The 20154-nt window shown below is 72.0% G+C and carries 16 protein-coding genes and 2 tRNA genes; 5 read left to right on the plus strand and 13 right to left on the minus strand.

Features of this window, described 5'->3' with window-relative positions; translation table 11 throughout:
• Positions 1-113 precede the first annotated feature (113 nt).
• The 4 genes from ACFXPX_RS17960 to ACFXPX_RS17975 all read right to left on the minus strand — a co-directional run bounded on the left by ACFXPX_RS17960 (position 114) and on the right by ACFXPX_RS17975 (position 3483).
• A complete protein-coding gene (locus ACFXPX_RS17960) occupies positions 114-776 on the minus strand; it encodes an ATP-dependent Clp protease proteolytic subunit (protein ID WP_375893090.1) in 663 nt (220 codons plus the stop codon).
• Between the two features lie 56 nt (positions 777-832).
• Positions 833-1447: an ATP-dependent Clp protease proteolytic subunit gene (locus ACFXPX_RS17965; protein ID WP_329931219.1), complete on the minus strand. Its 615-nt coding sequence runs from the start codon at positions 1445-1447 to the stop codon at positions 833-835.
• A gap of 278 nt (positions 1448-1725) precedes the next feature.
• On the minus strand, positions 1726-3114 hold the full coding sequence (gene tig / locus ACFXPX_RS17970; protein ID WP_380403547.1) for a trigger factor: 1389 nt from the start codon (positions 3112-3114) through the stop codon (positions 1726-1728).
• Between the two features lie 295 nt (positions 3115-3409).
• Positions 3410-3483: transfer RNA gene (locus ACFXPX_RS17975), tRNA-Pro, on the minus strand.
• A gap of 170 nt (positions 3484-3653) precedes the next feature.
• Here ACFXPX_RS17975 and ACFXPX_RS17980 point away from each other — a divergent pair.
• Positions 3654-3724: transfer RNA gene (locus tag ACFXPX_RS17980), tRNA-Gly, on the plus strand.
• 67 nt (positions 3725-3791) lie between these two features.
• On the opposite strand, the gene ACFXPX_RS17985 is transcribed toward ACFXPX_RS17980, so the two are convergent.
• Positions 3792-4352 (minus strand): hypothetical protein, encoded by a 561-nt coding sequence (locus tag ACFXPX_RS17985; RefSeq protein ID WP_380642116.1) that lies wholly within the window; start codon positions 4350-4352, stop codon positions 3792-3794.
• Between the two features lie 240 nt (positions 4353-4592).
• Here ACFXPX_RS17985 and ACFXPX_RS17990 point away from each other — a divergent pair, with 240 nt between their 5' ends.
• Positions 4593-5336 carry a DUF6348 family protein gene (locus ACFXPX_RS17990; RefSeq protein ID WP_380524788.1) on the plus strand — a complete coding sequence of 248 codons (744 nt, stop codon included), beginning with the start codon at positions 4593-4595 and terminating at the stop codon, positions 5334-5336.
• Positions 5337-5368: 32 nt separating this feature from the next.
• Here ACFXPX_RS17990 and ACFXPX_RS17995 read toward each other — a convergent pair whose 3' ends face one another.
• The 4 genes from ACFXPX_RS17995 to ACFXPX_RS18010 all read right to left on the minus strand — a co-directional run bounded on the left by ACFXPX_RS17995 (position 5369) and on the right by ACFXPX_RS18010 (position 8702).
• A complete protein-coding gene (locus ACFXPX_RS17995; RefSeq protein ID WP_188304780.1) occupies positions 5369-5566 on the minus strand; it encodes a hypothetical protein in 198 nt (65 codons plus the stop codon).
• Positions 5567-6044: 478 nt separating this feature from the next.
• Positions 6045-7271 carry a PP2C family protein-serine/threonine phosphatase gene (locus tag ACFXPX_RS18000; protein ID WP_375893082.1) on the minus strand — a complete coding sequence of 409 codons (1227 nt, stop codon included), beginning with the start codon at positions 7269-7271 and terminating at the stop codon, positions 6045-6047.
• 291 nt (positions 7272-7562) lie between these two features.
• Positions 7563-8048, minus strand: a complete 486-nt coding sequence (locus ACFXPX_RS18005; protein ID WP_375893080.1) for a ribose-5-phosphate isomerase — start codon at positions 8046-8048, stop codon at positions 7563-7565.
• 54 nt (positions 8049-8102) lie between these two features.
• Entirely contained in the window at positions 8103-8702 is a 600-nt protein-coding gene (locus tag ACFXPX_RS18010) for a biotin transporter BioY (RefSeq protein WP_380642118.1), read from the minus strand.
• A 265-nt stretch (positions 8703-8967) separates the two neighbouring features.
• Here ACFXPX_RS18010 and ACFXPX_RS18015 point away from each other — a divergent pair, with 265 nt between their 5' ends.
• Positions 8968-10380 carry an amino acid permease gene (locus ACFXPX_RS18015; RefSeq protein WP_375893076.1) on the plus strand — a complete coding sequence of 471 codons (1413 nt, stop codon included), beginning with the start codon at positions 8968-8970 and terminating at the stop codon, positions 10378-10380.
• A gap of 78 nt (positions 10381-10458) precedes the next feature.
• Here the strand turns inward: ACFXPX_RS18015 and ACFXPX_RS18020 are convergent, their stop codons facing one another.
• The gene (locus ACFXPX_RS18020; RefSeq protein WP_380524784.1) at positions 10459-11091 is read right to left on the minus strand and encodes a DsbA family protein; all 633 of its coding nucleotides are present in this window, start codon (positions 11089-11091) and stop codon (positions 10459-10461) included.
• A gap of 228 nt (positions 11092-11319) precedes the next feature.
• Here ACFXPX_RS18020 and pepN point away from each other — a divergent pair, with 228 nt between their 5' ends.
• Positions 11320-13884: an aminopeptidase N gene (pepN, locus tag ACFXPX_RS18025; protein WP_380642134.1), complete on the plus strand. Its 2565-nt coding sequence runs from the start codon at positions 11320-11322 to the stop codon at positions 13882-13884.
• A gap of 108 nt (positions 13885-13992) precedes the next feature.
• On the opposite strand, the gene ACFXPX_RS18030 is transcribed toward pepN, so the two are convergent.
• Positions 13993-15303 (minus strand): glycoside hydrolase family 18 protein, encoded by a 1311-nt coding sequence (locus ACFXPX_RS18030; RefSeq protein ID WP_380642121.1) that lies wholly within the window; start codon positions 15301-15303, stop codon positions 13993-13995.
• Positions 15304-15468: 165 nt separating this feature from the next.
• Entirely contained in the window at positions 15469-18129 is a 2661-nt protein-coding gene (gene acnA / locus ACFXPX_RS18035; RefSeq protein ID WP_380642123.1) for an aconitate hydratase AcnA, read from the minus strand.
• Between the two features lie 346 nt (positions 18130-18475).
• Here acnA and ACFXPX_RS18040 point away from each other — a divergent pair, with 346 nt between their 5' ends.
• Positions 18476-19009 carry a superoxide dismutase family protein gene (locus ACFXPX_RS18040; RefSeq protein ID WP_380642126.1) on the plus strand — a complete coding sequence of 178 codons (534 nt, stop codon included), beginning with the start codon at positions 18476-18478 and terminating at the stop codon, positions 19007-19009.
• A 10-nt stretch (positions 19010-19019) separates the two neighbouring features.
• Here ACFXPX_RS18040 and argF read toward each other — a convergent pair whose 3' ends face one another.
• Positions 19020-20021, minus strand: coding sequence for an ornithine carbamoyltransferase (gene argF, locus ACFXPX_RS18045; protein ID WP_375893066.1), 1002 nt, complete (start codon positions 20019-20021; stop codon positions 19020-19022).
• Between the last annotated feature and the right edge of the window lie 133 nt (positions 20022-20154).

Genomic DNA, 20154 nt, shown 5'->3' on the forward strand with positions numbered 1-20154 from the left:
TCTGCCCTCCGCCGGGGGCTAATTCATACCCAACTTTTGCGGTGACCGCCCCCGCCCCCGGGTCGGGGGGGGGCGCGAAACCGGGGGCGCCCCCCCCCCCGACGGAACCGGCCTCAGGAGGTCAGCGAGGTCTTGCGGGTCGAGATGATCTGGTCCACCAGGCCGTACTCCAGGGCCTCCTCGGCGGTCAGGATCTTGTCGCGCTCGATGTCCTCGCGCACCTGCTCCACCGGCTTGTTGGAGTGCTTGGAGAGCATCTGCTCCAGCTGCTCGCGCATCCGGAAGATCTCCTTGGCCTGGATCTCCAGGTCGGACACCTGGCCGCGGCCGGTCTCGGTGTACGGCTGGTGGATCAGGATGCGGGCGTTCGGCAGCGCCATCCGCTTGCCGGGGGTGCCGGCGGCGAGCAGCACGGCCGCGGCGGAGGCCGCCTGGCCCATGCAGACCGTGGTGATGTCCGGCTTGACGTACTGCATGGTGTCGTAGATGGCCGTCAGGGCCGTGAACGAGCCGCCGGGCGAGTTGATGTACATCTGGATCTCGCGGTCCGGGTCCATCGACTCCAGGCACAGCAGCTGCGCCATGATGTCGTTCGCCGAGACGTCGTCGACCTGCGAGCCGAGGAAGATGATGCGCTCCTCGAACAGCTTGGCGTACGGGTCGTACTCGCGGATGCCCTGCGTGGTGCGCTCGACGAAGCGCGGGACGATGTAGCGACCCTCGGCGCGCATGTCCTCGACGCGGGCCTTGGCGGCCGACAGGCTGGGGATGTTCATGGGGGTTCTTGTCCTCCGGGGCGTTGTGGCTGTGGTCTCGTGGGCCGGGCCGAGGCTCAGGCGCCCGTGCCGCCGCCGCCGGGGACGTCCGCGGCGCTGTGCATGATCGCGTCGATGAGGCCGTACTCCAGGGCCTCCTCCGGGGTGAACCAGCGGTCGCGGTCGGAGTCCCGGGTGATCTGCTCGAAGGACTGGCCGCTGTGGAAGGCGATCAGCTCGGACATCCGCTTCTTGGTGCGGAGCAGCTGCTCGGCCTGGATGCGGATGTCCGTGGCGGAGCCGCCGAGGCCCGCGGAGGGCTGGTGCATCAGGATGTTGGCGTTCGGCAGCGAGAAGCGCTTGCCCTTGGCGCCGGCGGTCAGCAGGAACTGACCCATCGAGGCGGCCATGCCCATGGCGATGGTGACGACGTCGTTCTTGATGTACTGCATGGTGTCGTAGATCGCCATGCCCGCCGAGATCGAGCCGCCCGGGGAGTTGATGTAGAGGAAGATGTCCTTCTCAGGGTCCGCGGCCAGCAGCAGCAGCTGCGCGGTGATCTTGTTGGCGATGTCGTCGTCGACCTGCTGGCCGAGGAAGATGATCCGCTCGTTGAGCAGCCGGTTGTAGACCTGGTCACCCAGGCCGCCGAGCACGTCACCAGAGGCGGCGTGCGGCGCCATCGGGCCCATCTGCATCTGCGGGAACGTCACTTAGCCACCTGCTCAGTCGATGTGGACGGTCGCCGGGCGGCCGTCACGGTGTCGCACAGCTTCCGGGTATCACGTCGTGATTGTTGCTGTCCAAGGACCCTAACGCGCAGGCCCGGCCGCAGAATCCCTCACGCAGAACTGTTCGCTGTGAGCGCAGGGTCGCGGGGGCACCCGGGTGCGCGGTGGGACGACGACGGGCCCGGACGCCGTAGCGGCGTCCGGGCCCGTTGCAGCGCCTCAGGGGGCTACCGGGGCACTCAGGCCTCGGTGCTCTCCTCGGTCTTCTCCTCGGCGGCGGCCTCGACGGTCTCGGCCGTCTCGTCCTCGTCGTCGAAGTTGATCTCGTTGCCCTCGGTGTCGACGACCTTGGCGGCCTCGACCACGGTGGCCAGCGCCTTGCCGCGGGCGACCTCGCCGACCAGCAGCGGAACCTGACCGCCCTGGACGACCTGCTGGGCGAACTGGTCCGGGGTGAGGCCGGAGCCGGCCGCACGGCGGATGAGGTGCTCGGTGAGCTCCTCCTGGTTGACCCCCAGCTCCTCGTTGGCGACGATCTGGTCCAGGACGAACTGGGTCTTGATGCCCTTCTTCGCCTGCTCCTCGATCTCCGCCTCCCACTCCTCGCGGGACTTGCCCTGGGTCTCCAGGTAGGTGTCGATGTTCAGACCCATCGGCTCGAGCTGGTGGTGCTCGAGGTTGTGCTTGCGGGTCTCGATCTCGTCCTTCAGGAGCTTCTCGGGGTACTCGATCTCAACCAGCGTGAGCAGCGCGTCGAGGACCTTCTCCTGGGCCTGGGTGGCCTGGTCGTACTCCTTCATGCGCTCCAGGCGCTTGCGGGAGTCGGCACGCAGGTCCTCCAGGCTGTCGAACTCGCTGGCCAGCTGGGCGAACTCGTCGTCCAGCTCCGGCAGCTCCTTCTCCTGGACGGCCGTGACGGTGACGGTGACCTCGGAGGTCTTGCCGGCCTGGGTGCCACCCTTGAGCTCGGTCTCGAAGGTCTTCTCCGCGCCGGCCGACAGGCCGAGCACGGCCTCGTCGATGCCGTCGATGAGGCGGCCCGAGCCGATCTCGTAGCTGACGCCCGTGGCGGTGCCGTCGTCCGGCACCTCGCCGTCGACCTTGGCGATCAGGTCGACGACCACGATGTCGCCCTCGGCGGCGGCGCGCTCGACGTCCTTGACCGAGGAGAAGCGCTCGCGCAGCTGCTCGAGGGACTTCTCGATGTCCTCGTCGGAGACGACGATCGGGTCGACGGTCACCTCGATGGAGGAGAACTCCGGCAGGGTGATCTCCGGGCGGATGTCCACCTCGGCGGTGAACTTGAGGTCACCACCGTCGGCGATCTTCTCGACACCCTCGATGTTGGTGATGTCGGGCTGGCCGAGGACCTCGATCTTGCCCTCGTCGACGGCCTGCGTGTAGAAGCGCGGCAGGGCGTCGTTGACGGCCTCCTCCAGCACGGCACCGCGGCCGAAGCGCTGGTCGATGACGCGAGCCGGGATCTTGCCCTTGCGGAAGCCCGGAACCGTGACCTGCTGGTTGATCTTCTTGTACGCCGCGTCGAGGCTGGGCTTGAGCTCCTCGAAGGGCACCTCGACGGTGAGTCGAACCCGGGTCGGGTTCAGAGTCTCGACGGCGCTCTTCACGGTTAGGTCTCCTAGGGGCTTGCGGTCAGGTTGTCTCCGCCCGGCCCGCACGCCCGGCCGGAGCCGGTACGGGTGGGTCGGACGAGACGGGCGATGGGCGGTTGGAGCTGCATCTCCCGTGTGGGTGGACGGTGAGCTTGACTCCTCGCCCTCGGGCGGTTGACCTGGGTTGACGCCACAGGGACTACCGCCAGCGCCCCATCCTACCGGTACCACGAAAGGCGGACGCCAGGCGCCACCGTACCGCCCGAACAGAACAGGGCCCCGCCCCGGTGGGCGAGACCCTGCCGCACTGTCGGGGTGACCGGATTCGAACCGACGGCCTTCCGCTCCCAAAGCGGACGCGCTACCAAACTGCGCCACACCCCGTGGTGCCGAGAGGAAGCGTACACGCCGGGCCTGTACGGCTCGTCGACTTATTCGGGGCACGGCGGGAGCACCGCCGAAGGGGGTGCGCGCGGAGTGCGGTGTGCACGGAAGGGACCGGAGCGGGTACGCTGTCCCCCGAACTTCCGACCGGGAACGGTCGGCGGCTTCGCGCGGGTGTAGCTCAATGGTAGAGCCCTAGTCTTCCAAACTAGTCACGCGAGTTCGATTCTCGTCACCCGCTCTTCCGGCCCGGCCCCGGTGCGCCCAGCGCACCGGGGCCGTCGGCGTTCCCGGGCCCGTGCGGCGCCTCAGAGCCCCAGCCGGGCGGCCCGGGCGGCGGCCCGGTCGAGCAGCAGGTGGACGTCGCCCTCCCGGGTGGCGGGGCGGTCGTTGTACTCGTCCGGGGAGCGCGCCGGGCGGCCGGTGGCGTGCAGCACCTCCATCAGCTGGACCCGGCCGGCCCGCACGGTCGCCGGGGTGCCGTAGCCGTACGCCAGGACGGCGGCCTGGGCGCCGAGCAGGCAGACCCGCCCGGTGGCGTCCCACATCGCGCCCTGCAGCCAGCCGTGGGCGCCGATGTAGCGGGAGGCGAGCCGCAGGTGGTCGGCGGCGGTGACCGGGACGGGCCGGGCGGGGCGGCGCAGCGCCCGGTCGAGCAGGGTGGCCCGGGGCTCCGGGTGGCCGGCGCGCCAGGGGCGCAGGACGCTCCCGTAGCGGCAGACGTACGGTCCGGGGGTGCGCGCGGGGGCGGGCAGCGAGGCGAGGTAGGCCTCCACCTCGGCGACCAGGCCGGAGCCGTCCGGGCCCGCGAGCAGGTCCGCCAGGGCGGCCGGGTGGGGCACGGGGGGCGTCGGGGCGGTGCGGGCCATGCGGGCTCTCCAGGCGGGCGGCTGTCGGGTTCCGCTCCCCAAAGTGGGGCATTCCGGACAATTCCGCGACCGCAGGGAGAAGGCGTCCGCACGGTTTCCCGCACGGCGGTCGGGCCGATAGCCTCGGCGGCGTTCGAGCGCAGTTCGAGCGCGACCCGTGGCGCCGCGCTCCCGGAGTGGAGGAGTCCCGTGGGTCCGCAGGAGCGACTGGCGGTCATACAGCGCTGTGTGGTCCGGGAGATGGCACGACTGGGCCAGGACTTCCACCCGGACGGCGAGGTGGTACGCGGCCCCGGAACCACCGCGGTGGCGGTGCGCGAGCACCCCGGGGAGGACGGCGGCGCCGGGCACGTGGACCTCGGCTTCGTGCTCCACCTGGGCCGGGCGGACGCCCCGGTGGTGTGGGACTGCGCACCCGGCCTCGGCAAGACCGAGGAGGAGAAGCTCGCCAACGCGGTGAAGATGTGGGCGACCACCACCGCCTCGGTGCTGGTCGAGCTGGCCGACGGGCGCGGGATCCACGCCGACCGCCCGAACCTGCCCGAACTCCCGGGCTGGCGGGCGGTGCAGGGGCCGGCGGCGGTGTTCGGCTTCGGCAACGAGCACCTGGCGGCCTGGCTCGCCGAGCACCGGGTGCTGCCCGCGCTGGCGCCGGCCCTGGAGCGGGAGCTGACCGGGCCGGGACCGGTCGGGGTGAAGCTCTTCCTGGGCGGGAAGGCGGGCGACGACGTCGCCGAGGTCCGGGTGGGCGGCGAGGTGTCGGAGGCGGCCTCCGCGGCGCTGCGCGCGCTGGACTGGCCGCGCGGCGAACGGCTGTGCTGGGCGCGGCTGTTCGTGCTGCTGACGGCGGAGCGGGCGGCACCGGCCCCGGCCGCGCCGACGGGCGCCCCGGCACCCGTGCCGGCGCGTGCCCCGACCCCGGCGGCGACGCGCCCCCGGGGACTGTTCGCCCGCTGGCGGGAGGCCCGGAGGGCCGGCCGGTAAGCCCCTGGCGGAGGGCGTCCGGCCCGGCCGGGTCAGCCCCCCGTGATGCTGGAGATGCTGTGCGCCAGGTTGGCCAGCAGGGAGTTGATGGAGGTCGCCATCGTGGTCTCGTGCAGCATGAAGCCGAACAGGGCGGCGACGATCGCGTGCGGGATCTTCAGCTGCTTGTTCCGGATGAAGATGATGCACAGGATCGCGAACAGGACCAGCGCGGAGACGGAGAGTGCCACCCGGACTCACTTCCTCGTTTCATAGCGTGGCGCCGCCGCCCGGCGGCACCTGCGAAGCCGGACCCCGGCCTGTCCGACGGTCCCGAGGCGGAATCGCGGACCGTCCGGCACAGCGCCGGCCGAGGAACGCGCACCGGCCCGCTGTCTGGTGTGCCGCACGTGTCGCCCCCCATCCCCCGAATCCTGAACAGTCCCGCCCGGACTCAGTGTGGTCGACCGTGCCGATTGCGTAAAGGTCTGACAGTCGGCCCGACGTCGACATCCTGCGCTGCGGGACGAGTTTCCGCCGACCGGGACGATAGCGGAGCCGTTCTGACGAATCGTCGGCGGGGCGCTGCTGAGCGGCCGGGAAACGCCCGGGGACGTGGAGCGGAGGTCGCGGATCCGCTCAGCCGACGGGCCGTCCGATATGGCCGAAGATCAGCTGCCAGGCTTGACACGACGGCCCTGCCGGTGGCACATGACGCGGACAGCCGCCTCAGTCGCGCCAGAGCAGCAGTACGGCCCGGTCGTCGTTGATGTCCCGGGCGACCGTCTCGATCAGCGCGCCCGCCGCGCCCGCACCGCTGCCCGGGGCGCCGCCGGGGACCAGCCGGTCGGCCTCCCCCATCAGCCGGTCCATGCCCTCGGCGAGGTCCCGGCCGGGCTCCTCGACCATGCCGTCGGTGCACAGCATCAGCACGTCGCCCCGGTTCAGCCGGCCGCGCACGCCGTCGAACTTGGCGCCGTCGTAGATCCCGAGCAGCGGGCCCTCGGCCTCCTTGATCTCCCAGCGCCCCTCGCCGGCCAGCCGCTGCATGCCCGGCAGGTGCCCGGCCGAGAGCAGTTCGTACTCGCCGCTGTCCAGGTCCAGCACCAGGTGGACGGCGGTGGCGAAGCCCTCCTCCCAGGACTGGCGCAGCAGGTAGCCGTTGGCGGCGGGCAGGAAGTCGTGCGCGGGCAGCGAGCCGACCAGGCCGCCGAAGGCGCCGGACAGCAGCAGGGCCCGCGAGCCCGCGTCCATGCCCTTGCCGGAGACGTCCGCGAGGACCACCTCCAGCAGCCGCTGGCCGGGGCCGGTGCGGGCGGCCACCACGAAGTCGCCGGAGAAGGACTGGCCGCCGGCCGGGCGCAGCGCCATGTCGGCGTGCCAGCCGGCCGGCAGCTCGGGCACCCGGCTCTGCACCCGCAGCCGCTCGCGCAGGTCGAACAGCATGGTGGAGCCGCCCCACCAGGGGACGCCGACCCGGGCCCGGAACTGGGCCAGCAGCAGGCCGCCGACCCCGGCGGCGCCGACCACCAGGGCCGCGCCGGGGGTGACGCCGTAGACGTAGGCCTCCGGGTTGTCGCTGGCGACCCGCTGGCCGGTGTGGATCACGGACTCGGCGGACAGCCCGAGGGCGGCCAGCGCGTACAGCACCACCAGGGAGCCGGGGCGCAGCAGCAGCGCGCCGGCCAGGATCGGCAGGACCAGGGTGGTGGGCGGGGCCCAGTCCGGGATCCAGATGTTGAGCAGGATCATCAGCGGGACGAGCAGGGCCAGCGCGCAGAGCACCGGCCAGTCGGCGGCGCCGCCGCGGAAGTAGTCGACACCGGCCGTGCGCAGCCTTCGGCGGGCCCGGCGGAGCCTCTTGCGCAGCCGGGCCGTCACGGGCTCGGACGCCGGGGCGGCGCCGGGCCTCGTCGCAGTCGTCTGGGGCGGTGCGCCCGGCGGTCTGCCAGCCATGGGGTCCGACCCTATCCACGGGTGCGGCCCGGCGTCGACGGTCCGGGGGCGGGCGGCGGCCCCGGCGCGCGGGCCGCTCAGCGGGTTTCGGCCGATCGGGCCGGTGGCGGGCACGCCGTCAGGAGGCGTGCGCCGGTTGGGCGTACGGCGCCGGCGGGCGGCGCGTGCGCCCCGCGTGCGCAGCTGCGGGCGCGCGGGCGCCTGTGGCCGACGACACAGCCGCCGGGGGCCGCGCGGACGGCGACGGCCGGCCGCACGGGAGGGTGCGGCCGGCCGTCGGTGGCGGGTGGATCAGCCCTGGGGGTGGTGGGCCGGGATCGGCGGGAGCTCGCCGGTGGTCTCGTACTCGCTCAGCATCTCGATCCGGCGGGTGTGCCGGGCCTCGCCGCTGTAGGGGGTCTTGAGGAAGACCTCGACGAACTCGGTGGCCTCGTCCTCGGTGTGCATCCGGCCGCCGATGGAGATGACGTTGGCGTTGTTGTGCTGACGGCCGAGCTCGGCGGTCTGCACGCTCCAGGCCAGCGCCGCACGGACGCCCTTGACCTTGTTGGCGGCGATCGCCTCACCGTTGCCCGAGCCGCCGATCACGATGCCGAGGGCGTCCGCGTCGGCGGCGGTGCGCTCGGCGGCGCGCAGGCAGAACGGCGGGTAGTCGTCCTCGGCGTCGTAGATGTGCGGCCCGCAGTCGACCGGCTCGTGGCCGGCCCCCTTGAGCCACTCCACGAGGTGGTTCTTCAGTTCGTATCCGGCATGGTCGGAGCCCAGGTACACGCGCATGCCATGAGTGTGGCATGCGGGTGCGCCCGGGCCCGACAACGGGGGGTCCGGGTCTCAGCGGCGGCCGAGCAGCTTCCAGGCGAGCGGCAGCGCGCCGGCGGCGAAGGCGGCCTTGAGCGCGTCGCCGACCAGGTACGGGTAGAGGCCCAGTTCGGCGGCGCGGGCCAGCGGGACGTGCAGGCTGAACGCCAGGTACGGGACGCCGACGGCGTAGATGGCCAGGCTGCCCAGCGCCATCGTCACCGCGGTGTTCAGCGGGGAGCGGTCGGCGCCGCGGCGGGCCAGCGCGCCGGTCAGGGCGGCGGCGAGGACGAAGCCGAGCACGTAGCCGAAGGACGGCATGGCCCAGCCGGAGGTGCCCTCGGCGAACCAGGGCAGGCCGGCCGCGCCGGCCAGCAGGTAGAGCGCGAGCGAGGCGACGCCGCGGCGGGCGCCCAGCGCGGTGCCGACCAGCAGGGCGGCGAAGGTCTGGCCGGTGACCGGCACCGGCGAGCCGGGCACGTTGACCGACAGCTGGGCGGCCACACCGGTCAGCGCGGCGCCGCCGGCCACCAGGGCGAGGTCGCGGACCTGGGTGCCGAGGCGGGTCGAGGCGGCGGGCAGCAGGTCGGCGAGGACGGCGCGACGCGCTGTCGGGGTGGTGGCAGTGGCCATCGGGGTTCCTCCGTGAGGTCCAGGTGAGTGAACACCTGTGAACCTACGCGGTGATCCACTGCGCCGATGCCACGGTTTCGGACAAAGCACCGCCCACGAAGCTTGTCGGAACCGGCTCCGGGCGACTCTCGGCGAACCAGTCGCCACGCACGGTGACCGCCCGGTCCGCATGGTGGGCCCGCGGCGGACATCGTTGGCAGGAACAGCGGGGTCCCCGGATATTGGACAGCTCATGCCGCATTCCGCACAGTCTGGATCCACCCCTATGGCCCCCACCTCCGCGCCCCAGGCGCCCGGGACCACCGAGGCTCCCCCGCCGTCCGGTGGCCAGCAGCTCAGCCACGGACTCAAGCAGCGCCACCTGTCGATGATCGCCCTCGGCGGCGTCATCGGCGCCGGCCTGTTCGTGGGCTCCGGCGCCGGCATCGCGGCCGCCGGGCCGGCGATCATCCTCGCCTTCACCCTCTCCGGCCTGCTGGTCATGCTGATCATGCGGATGCTCGGCGAGATGTCCGCCGCCCGCCCGGCCTCCGGCTCCTTCTCGGTGCACGCCGAGAAGGAGATCGGCCCCTGGGCCGGGATCACGGCCGGCTGGATGTACTGGGTGATGCTCTGCTGCGGCGTCGCCGCCGAGGCCACCGCCGCCGGGAAGATCGTCAACGGCTGGGTCCCCGGGGTCTCCGCCTGGGTCTGGGTCGCCCTGTTCATGGTCTTCTTCTGCGCCAGCAACCTCACCGCGGTGAAGAACTTCGGCGAGTTCGAGTTCTGGTTCGCCACCGTCAAGGTCGCCGCGATCATCGCCTTCCTGGTCATCGGCGGGCTCGGCGTCGCCGGCGTGATCGGCCCCGGCGCCCCCGGCAGCACCAACCTCACCGGCCAGGGCGGCTTCCTGCCCACCGGCGTCAGCGGGCTGATCGTCGGCCTGCTCGCCTCGGTCTTCGCGTACGGCGGCCTGGAGACGGTCACCATCGCCGCGGCCGAGTCGGACGACCCCAAGAAGAACGTCGCCAACGCGGTGCGCACCGCGGTGTGGCGGATCGCGATCTTCTACATCGGCTCGATGGCCCTGGTGGTCACCCTGGTCTCCTGGAAGGACCCGTCGGTCGTCGCCGACGGCCCGTACGTCACGGTGCTGCGCCACCTCGGGGTGCCCGGGGCCGGGACGATCATGGAGGTGGTGGTGCTGATCGCGCTGCTGTCCGCGATGAACGCCAACATCTACGGCGCCTCCCGGATGGCGTACTCGCTGGTCGGCCGCGGCCAGGGCCCCAAGGCGCTGGCCAAGGTGTCCGGCGGGGTGCCGCGCCGGGCCGTGCTGGCCTCCTGCCTGTTCGGCTTCGGCGCCGTGCTGGCCGCCAAGTTCTGGCCGGACACCGTGTTCACCTGGCTGATGAACACCACCGGCGTCGCCATCCTGGTGGTCTGGCTGTTCATCTGCGTCGTCCAGCTGCGGATGCGCCGCCGGCTGGAGCGCGAGGCGCCCGAGCTGCTCACCGTGAAGATGTGGGGCTACCCGTACCTGACCTGGGTCGCGACGGCCGCCGTGGCCGGCATCCTCGCCCTGATGACCACCACCGAGGGCAACCGCCAGCAGCTGTACGCGGCCGGGGTGCTGGTCGTCCTGCTGAGCGGGGCCGGGCTGCTCAAGCAGCGCCGGGACGCGGCCGCGGCCCGCTGACGGACGACGGCGAACGCCCGGCACGGCGGAGGCCCGGCACCCCGCGGGGTACCGGGCCTTCGCCGTGCCCGCCCGGGCCTACTCGAAGGACGGGCCGGCCGTGCGGGTGCGCTTGATCTCGTAGAAACCCGGGGTGGAGGCCACCAGCAGGGTGCCGTCCCACAGCCGGGCCGCGGCCTCGCCCTTGGGGGCCGGGGTGACCACCGGGCCGAAGAAGGCGACCCGGTCGCCGTCCGCGCCCTCCACCGCGATCACCGGGGTGCCGACGTCCTCGCCGACCAGGGTGATGCCCTCCTTGTGGGAGGCGCGCAGGGCCTCGTCGTACGCGTCGGTGCCGGCCGCGTCCGCCAGCTCGACGGGCAGGCCCGCGGCCACCAGGGCGGCCTCGACGGTCTCCCGGTTCTGCGGCAGGCCCTGGTTGTGGAAGCGCAGGCCCAGCTCGGTGTACAGCCGGCCCAGCACCTCGTCGCCGTGCTCCTGGGCGGCCGCGACGCAGACCCGCACCGCGCCCCAGGCGTTGTCCAGCAGCTCGCGGTAGCTCTGCGGCAGGTCGCGGTGCTCGTTGAGCACCGACAGGCTCATCACGTGCCAGCGCACGTCGACCGGACGCAGCTGCTGGACCTCGATCAGCCAGCGGGACGTCATCCACGCCCACGGGCAGGCCGGGTCGAACCAGAAGTCGGCGGTCTTGCGCTCAGCGGCAGTCGTCACTGGGTCTCGTCCTTCGTGAGGTGTTCCGAGGCAGGGGATGTCGCCCCCCACCCGGACCCCAACACCCGCGCGCCGCCGCTGATTCCGGCCCCGGACGCGACGGGCTGTGCAATGGTACCGGCCGGGGCGGGCGTGAAAGGATGCCCCTGCGTGCGCGATGCACACCGCGCACCGATCCGCACCATCCACGCACGCACCACCGTGCGGGCCGGACAAAGGAGTACCGCCGTGCCGGGCAAGAACCTGAGCCGCGAGGAAGCACAGCAGCGAGCCGGCGTCCTGGCCGTCGACGGCTACAGCGTCCGGCTGGACGTGAGCTCGGCCCCCGACCCGGCGGCCGCCACCTTCCGCTCCACCACCACCGTCGCCTTCCGCTGCGACCGGCCCGGCGCCGCCACCTTCCTCGACCTGCTGGCCCCCGCCGTCCGCTCGGTCACCCTCAACGGCCGCGCCCTGGACCCGGCCACCGCCTACGACGGCGCCCGGGTGCACATCGACGGGCTGGCCGCCGAGAACGTCCTCACCGTCGAGGCCGACTGCGCCTACAGCCGCACCGGCGAGGGCCTGCACCGCTTCGTCGACCCCGCCGACGGCGAGACCTACCTCTACACCCACTACGAGCCGGCCGACGCCCGCCGGGTGTTCGCGACCTTCGAACAGCCCGACCTCAAGGCCCCGTTCACCTTCACGGTGACCGCCCCCGCCGCCTGGGACGTGCGCTCCAACGCCGTGCACGAGAACGTCACCGCCCAGGGCGACACCCGCACCTGGGAGTTCGCGCCGACCAAGCCGATCTCCACCTACCTCACCGCCGTGGTGGCCGGCCCGTACCACGTGGTCACCGACCACTACAGCCGCGAACTCGCCGACGGCACCACCCTGGAGATCCCGCTCTCCGCGCTCTGCCGCCGCTCGCTCGCCCCGCACTTCGACGCGGAGGAGATCCTCGGCGTCACCAAGCTCGGACTCGACTTCTTCCACGAGGAGTTCGACTACCCGTACCCCTTCGGCAAGTACGACCAGGCCTTCGTCCCCGAGTACAACATCGGCGCGATGGAGAACCCGGGCTGCGTGACCTTCAAGGAGGAGTTCGTCTTCCGCTCGAAGGTCACCGACGCCGCCTACGAGTCCCGCGCCAACGTCGTCCTGCACGAGATGGCGCACATGTGGTTCGGCGACCTGGTCACCCCGCGCTGGTGGGACGACCTGTGGCTCAAGGAGTCCTTCGCCGACTTCATGGGCTCCTACGGCCTGATCGGCGCCCGCACCCGCTACTCCTCCGCCTGGGTCACCTTCGCCAACCAGCGCAAGGCCTGGGCCTACCGGCAGGACCAGTTCCCCACCACCCACCCGATCACCGCCGACATCCGCGACCTCGAGGACGCCAAGCTCAACTTCGACGGCATCACCTACGCCAAGGGCGCCTCCGTCCTCAAGCAGCTGGTCGCCTACGTCGGCTCGGAGGCCTTCTTCGAGGGCGCCCGCCGCTACTTCAAGCGGCACGCCTTCGGCAACACCGAACTCGGCGACCTGCTGGGCGTGCTGGAGGAGACCAGCGGCCGCGACCTCAAGAGCTGGGCCGCCGCCTGGCTGCAGACCGCCGGCGTCAACGCGCTCACCCCGCAGGTCACCACCGACGCCGAGGGCCGGATCACCGAACTCGCCGTCCTCCAGGACGGCGATGTCCTGCGCCCGCACCGGATCGCCGTCGGCCTGTACGACCGGGACGCCGACGGCGCCCTGCTGCGCACCGAGCGGATCGAGCTGGACGTCACCGGCGCCCGCACCGTCGTCGCCGAGGCCGTCGGCCGTCAGCGCCCCGACCTGGTCCTGCTCAACGACGAGGACCTCACCTACTGCAAGATCCGCTTCGACGCCGACTCGCTGGAGGCCCTGCGCACCGGCCTCGGCGACATCCGCGACGAGCTGGCCCGGGCGCTCGCCTGGTCCGCGGTCTGGAACCTCACCCGGGACGGCCTGATGCCGGCCCGCGACTACGTCGCCCTGGTGCTGCGCTTCGCCGGCCAGGAGGGCAACATCGGCGTGCTGCAGTCGCTGCACGCCCAGGCCAAGACCGCCGTCGACCTGTACGCCACCCCCGAGTGGCGCGCCGAGGGCGCCCGCCGGCTCGCCGACGGCGCCCTGCGCGAGCTGCGCGGGGCCGTCCCCGGCAGCGACCACCAGCTCGCCTGGGCCCGCTTCCTGGCCCAGACCGCGGGCGGCGCCGAGCACCTCGGCCTGGTCCGCGGGCTGCTGGCCGGCAGCGCCCGGATCGACGGCCTGGAGGTCGACCAGGAGCTGCGCTGGGCGCTGTGGCTGGCCCTGGCCGCCGCCGGACAGGCCGGCGACGAGGAACTCGCCGGGGAGCTGGCCGCCGACAACACCGCCGGCGGCAAGCGCCAGTACACCCAGTGCCTGGCCGCCCGGCCCACCCCGGAGGCCAAGGCCGCCGCCTGGTCGGCCGTGATCGACTCGGACGAGCTGCCGAGCGCCCTGGTCGAGGCCAACAGCGCGGGCTTCGCGATCCCCGCCCAGCGCGACCTGACCGCCCTCTACGCGGCGCCGTACTTCAAGCTGCTGGAGAAGGTCTGGGCGGAGCGGACCATCGAGATCGCGATGCGGATCGTCGGCGGCTTCTTCCCGATCGCCCAGACCGACGAGCACACCCTGGCCGAGGCGGACACCTGGCTGGACGGCCACCCGCAGGCCGCGCCGGCGCTGCGCCGGCTGGTGCTGGAGCGCCGGGACGACCTGGCCCGCGCCCTGCGCGCCCAGGCCTGCGACCGGGTCTGACACCACTGCGGTGGGGCCCGCCGACCGCGTGTCGGCGGGCCCCTCCGGCGTACCGGTCGGCGCCGGGACCGGCCCCGGCCGGGTCGGTCCCGGGCGCCGGTCCCGGGGTCAGTCCCGGCGCAGGCCGCGGTCGAGGGCGGCGATCGCGCTGCCCTTGGCGTCGTCGCCGTCCAGGGACCAGACCATCACCCCGGCCAGGTCGTTCCAGCGCGCGTAGCGGGCCTTCTCGGTGAGCACCTCGGCGGTGTCGTAGCTGTAGAAGGTGGAGCCGTCGTATTTCCAGGACGCGCCGTGGTCGCGGTCCACGTACACCTTGCCGGGCAGCGCGTTGAGCTCGGCGTAGGAGTGGTCCGGGGCGGCGGCGGTGGCGCTCTGGTGGAGGCCGCCGCGCTCGCCGGGGGCGACGCCCGTCCAGCCGTGGCCGTACAGCGGGGCGCCGAGGACGAGCTGCCGGGAGGGCAGGCCGCGCTCCTGGTAGTGGGTGGCGGCGGCGTCCGCGCTGCGCTGCCGGGCGTCCGGGTCGGCGGGGTCCGAGTAGAGGTTGGCCTGGTGGTCGGTCGGGCCCTTGCCCTCCCAGGGGCCGTGCAGGTCGTAGGCCATCAGGTTGAGCCAGTCCACCGACCGGCTCAGCTCGGGCAGTTCGAGCCGGTCCGCGACCGTCTCGTTGGCGGCGACCGCGGCGGTGAGCAGGTAGTGCTTGCCCTTCCGGCCGCTCAGCGCGTCGAGCTGGCGGCGGAACTCGGCCATCAGCAGGGTGTAGTTGCGGCCGTCCTCGGGACGGACCACGTTGCCGGCGTCCCCGCCGCCGCCCGGGTACTCCCAGTCGATGTCGATGCCGTCGAAGACGCCGGCGGCCGCGCCCGCGCCGCCCTCCGGGGAGCCGGGCAGGACCGGCAGGTCGCCCTTGAGGTAGAGGTCGATGCAGGAGGAGACGAACTTCTTGCGGGTGGCGTCGGAGGCGGCCGCGTCCGAGAAGTACTTGGACCAGCTCCAGCCGCCCAGCGAGATGACGGTGCGCAGCTGCGGGTTCTTCGCCTTGAGCTTGCGCAGCTGGTTGAGGTGGCCCTTGAGCCGTTGGCCGGGGGCGTCGGCGACGCCGTCCACCGACTCGGCGGCGGAGAAGGCGCGTTGGTAGTCGTTGTGGGCGTCGCCCTGGCCGGAGTCGTTGCTCTCGAAGCAGGTGCCGTCCGCGGAGACGTTGCCGAAGGCGTAATTGATCACGGTCAGCCTGGCGGCCTGGCCGGAGTCCTGGACGCGCTTGGCGGAGCTGTCGGCGCCCCACTGGGTGAAGTAGCCGACCCGCTGGCCCTTCAGGGCGGGCCCGTGGTGGCCGCTCTCCGCGGCGTTCGCGGCGGTGGGGGCGACGAGCAGGGCGGCGACGGTGGTGGCGGCGAGCAGCGCTGAGGCGCGAGTGGGCATACCGGACCCGTTCTCTGAGGCGGCGTCAAATGGTCTGGACCAGATGGCACAGAGGTTTAGTCCATGGACCGGGGAACGCACAAGAGGACGTCCGCTTCCGGCGCGGTATGCAAAAGGGGCCGGACCGCGGTGTGCGGTCCGGCCCCCTCAGTCACTCACCCGGGCTCAGCCGATGAGCGAGCGCAGCACGTACTGCAGGATGCCGCCGTTGCGGTAGTAGTCCGCCTCGCCGGGGGTGTCGATGCGGACGACCGCGTCGAACTCCTTGCCGGTCCCGTCCGCGCCGACCGCCTTGACCTTGACGGTCTTCGGGGTGCGGCCCTCGTTGAGCTCGGTCACGCCGGTGAAGGAGAAGGTCTCCTCGCCGGTCAGGCCGAGGGACTCGGCGTTCTCGCCCTCCGGGAACTGCAGCGGCAGGACGCCCATGCCGATCAGGTTCGAGCGGTGGATGCGCTCGTAGGACTCGGCGATGACGGCCTTGACGCCGAGCAGCGCGGTGCCCTTGGCGGCCCAGTCGCGGGACGAGCCGGAGCCGTACTCCTTGCCCGCCAGGACGACCAGCGGGGTGCCGGCGGCCTGGTAGTTCTGCGAGGCGTCGTAGATGAACGACACCGGGGCGTCGGCCTGGGTGAAGTCGCGGGTGTAGCCGCCCTCGGTGCCCGGCGCGATCTGGTTGCGCAGACGGATGTTGGCGAAGGTGCCGCGGATCATGACCTCGTGGTTGCCACGGCGCGAGCCGTAGGAGTTGAAGTCACGCTTCTCGACGCCGTTGGCGGTCAGGTACTGCGCCGCCGGGGTGCCCGGCTTGATGTTGCCGGCCGGGGAGATGTGGTCGGTGGTGACCGAGTCGCCCAGCTTGGCCAGGACGCGGGCGCCGGCGATGTCGGTCACCGGGCTCGGGGTCTTGGCCATGCCCTCGAAGTACGGGGGCTTGCGGACGTAGGTGGACTCGGCGTCCCACTCGAAGGTGTTGCCGGTCGGGACCGGGAGCGACTGCCAGCGGTGGTCACCGGCGAAGACGTCCTGGTAGCCCTTGTCGAACATCGCCTCGTCGATGGAGCCGGCGACGGTGTCGGCGACCTCCTGCTCGGTCGGCCAGATGTCGGCGAGGAAGACGTCGTTGCCGTCGGCGTCCTGGCCCAGGGCGTCCTTGGTGATGTCGATGTTCATGTTGCCGGCGAGGGCGTAGGCGACCACCAGCGGCGGGGAGGCCAGGTAGTTCATCTTGACGTCGGGGTTGATCCGGCCCTCGAAGTTGCGGTTGCCCGAGAGCACCGAGACGACCGCGAGGTCGGACTCGTTGACGGCGGCCGAGACCTCCTCGGGCAGCGGGCCCGAGTTGCCGATGCAGGTGACGCAGCCGTAGCCGACCAGGTTGAAGCCCAGCTTCTCCATGTACGGGAGCAGGCCGGCCTTCTCGTAGTAGTCCATGACGACCTTGGAGCCGGGCGCCAGGGTGGTCTTGACCCAGGGCTTGACCGACAGGCCCTTCTCCACGGCCTTCTTCGCCAGCAGGGCGGCGCCCAGCATGACGGAGGGGTTGGAGGTGTTGGTGCAGGAGGTGATCGAGGCGATCACGACCGCGCCGTTGTCGATCTCGTAGGTCGAGCCGTCGGGGGCGGTGACGGCGGTCGGCTTCGAGGCCTCGGCGGAGTAGGTCGGCAGCGCCTCGGCGAACCGCTCGGCGGCCTCGGCCAGGATCACGCGGTCCTGCGGGCGCTTCGGGCCGGAGATCGACGGGACGACGGTGGAGACGTCCAGCTCCAGGTACTCCGAGTAGGCCGGCTCGTGCGCCGGGTTGTGCCAGAGACCCTGCTCCTTGGCGTACGCCTCGACCAGGGCGAGCTGCTGCTCGTCGCGGCCGGTGAGCTTGAGGTAGTTGATGGTCTCGGCGTCGATCGGGAAGATCGCGCAGGTCGAGCCGAACTCCGGCGACATGTTGCCGATGGTGGCGCGGTTGGCCAGCGGGATGGAGCCGATGCCGTCGCCGTAGAACTCGACGAACTTGCCGACCACACCGTGCTTGCGCAGCATCTCGGTGATGGTGAGCACCAGGTCGGTGGCGGTGGTGCCGGCCGGCAGCTCGCCGGTCAGCTTGAAGCCGACGACGCGCGGGATCAGCATGGAGACCGGCTGGCCGAGCATCGCGGCCTCGGCCTCGATGCCGCCGACGCCCCAGCCCAGCACGCCCAGGCCGTTGACCATGGTGGTGTGCGAGTCGGTGCCGACGCAGGTGTCCGGGTAGGCCTGGCCGCCGCGGACCATGACGGTGCGGGCCAGGTGCTCGATGTTCACCTGGTGGACGATGCCGGTGCCCGGCGGGACGACCTTGAACTCGTCGAAGGCGGTCTGGCCCCAGCGCAGGAACTGGTAGCGCTCCTTGTTGCGGCCGTACTCGATCTCGACGTTCTGGGTGAACGCGTCCTTGGTGCCGAACTTGTCGGCGATGACCGAGTGGTCGATGACCAGCTCGGCCGGGGCCAGCGGGTTGATCTTGGCCGGGTCGCCGCCCAGCTCCTTGACGGCCTCGCGCATGGTGGCCAGGTCGACCACGCAGGGGACGCCGGTGAAGTCCTGCATGATCACGCGCGCGGGCGTGAACTGGATCTCCTGGCTCGGCTGGGCGTTCTCGTCCCAGGCGCCGAGCGCGCGGATGTGGTCGGCGGTGATGTTCGCGCCGTCCTCCGTGCGGAGCAGGTTCTCCAGCAGCACCTTGAGGCTGTAGGGCAGCCGCTCGGAACCCTCGACGGCGGAGAGCTTGAAGATCTCGTACGACTCGTCGCCCACCTGCAGCGAGCTGCGGGCGTCGAAGCTGTTCGCGGACACGACTGACTCCTTCTGGGTGCTTCGTGCGATATCCGGCCGCCACGCTGGTAAGGTCAGCCTTACTTAGGCTTACCTTGCCGCATCGCCGGCGAGCGCCTCTCGGCAAGTATCTTGATGTCGAGATATATCGTAAGGGGCAGTTATCTCGATGTCGAGATAAACCATAGTGCATGCCGCCGCGATCACCACCGCAGGCATGCCCCGGTGCGTTTCGACGCAGGTCAGCGGCCGGTCAGCGGCCCCACGACCGACCGGGCCCCAACGCGGCCGAACCCCGCGGGTGTCCCCGGCGGCCCGGCCGCGTTAGCAGGGTGACCGTCGCCCTGCCCGTGGAAGGCCCCGACCGATGCCCGCTCCGCTCGCCTCCGCCCTGCTGCCGCTGGCCCTGCTCGCCCCCGCCGCCCCACCGGCCTCCGTCGTGGAGGCGGCCTTCGACCCGGCGACCGCCTTCGTCCCGCCGGCCGCGATCAGCTACGCCCAGGACCTGGTCCCGTACGGCTCGCACGCCCGGATCGTCACCGACCGCTCGGAGCCCGGGCGCACGGTGCTCACCCTGACGGCCACCGGCCTCGCCCCCGACCACACGTTCCCGGTGCACCTGCACACCGGCACCTGCGGGGCCGACCCGGCCGCCTCCGGGCCGCACTACCAGGACGCGGTCGACCCGGTGCAGCCGTCCACCGACCCGGCGTACGCCAACGAGCGCAACGAGCTGCGGCTGGTGCTGCGCACCGACGCCGGGGGCGCGGGCACCGCCACGACCGCCGTCGACTGGCAGCCGCGGCCCGGCGAGGCGCGCTCGCTGGTGCTGCACGCGGGCACCCCGGCCGGCCCGCACGCGGCGGGCGACCGGGTGGGCTGCGTCAAGCTGGAGCGGTAGCGCCCGCCCCTCACGACCCCAGGGTGGCGACCAGGACGGCCTTGATGGTGTGCAGGCGGTTCTCGGCCTGGTCGAACACGATGGAGTGCGCCGACTCGAACAGCTCGTCGGTGCACTCCAGCTCGGTCATCCCGGTCGCCTCGTACATCTGCCGCCCGACCACGGTGCCGAGGTCGTGGAAGGCGGGCAGGCAGTGCAGGAACTTCACGTTCGGGTTGCCGGTGGCCCGGACGGTGTCCATGGACACCTGGTACGGCCTGAGCAGCGCGATCCGCTCGGCCCACACCTCCTTGGGCTCGCCCATCGACACCCAGACGTCGGTGTAGAGGAAGTCGGCGCCGGCCACGCCCTCCGCCACGTCCTCGGTCAGCGTGATCCGGGCACCGGTGCGCCCGGCCAGCTCCTGCGCCGCCTTCTGCACGTCCTCGGCGGGCCACAGGGCGCGCGGGGCGACGATCCGGACGTCCATGCCCAGCAGAGCGCCGGTGACCAGCAGCGAGTTGCCCATGTTGGAGCGGGCGTCGCCGAGGTAGGCGAGGGCGACCTCGGTGAGCGGCTTCGCGGTGTGCTCGGTGACGGTCAGCACGTCGGCCAGCATCTGGGTGGGGTGCCACTCGTCGGTCAGACCGTTCCAGACCGGGACGCCGGCGTGCTCGGCCAGCTCCTCGACGATCTCCTGGCCGTGACCCCGGTACTCGATCCCGTCGAACATCCGGCCGAGCACCCGGGCGGTGTCCTTGACGGACTCCTTGTGGCCCATCTGCGAACCGGACGGGTCCAGGTAGGTGGTGGTGGCACCCTGGTCGTGCGCGGCCACCTCGAAGGCGCAGCGGGTGCGGGTGGAGGTCTTCTCGAAGATCAGCGCGATGTTCTTCCCCCGCAGCCGGGGCTGCTCGGTGCCCGCATACTTGGCGGCCTTGAGCGCGGCCGCGAGGTCCACCAGGAAGCGGAACTCCTGGGGCGTGAAATCGAGCTCCTTGAGGAAGTGCCTGTTCCGGAGGTTGAAGGCCATGCCGGGCTCCTGGGGTGACGGGGCTTGGGGGAAAGTGGCAAGTGTATACGATGCTCGGAATTTCTATACAGACTGGCGGTGAAGGAGGGGAAGCCCCCGGTGGGACTTCCCCTCCCGCGCCCGGTCCCGCGGC

Source organism: Kitasatospora sp. NPDC059146, assembly GCF_042786665.1.
Taxonomy (GTDB): Bacteria; Actinomycetota; Actinomycetes; order Streptomycetales; family Streptomycetaceae; genus Kitasatospora.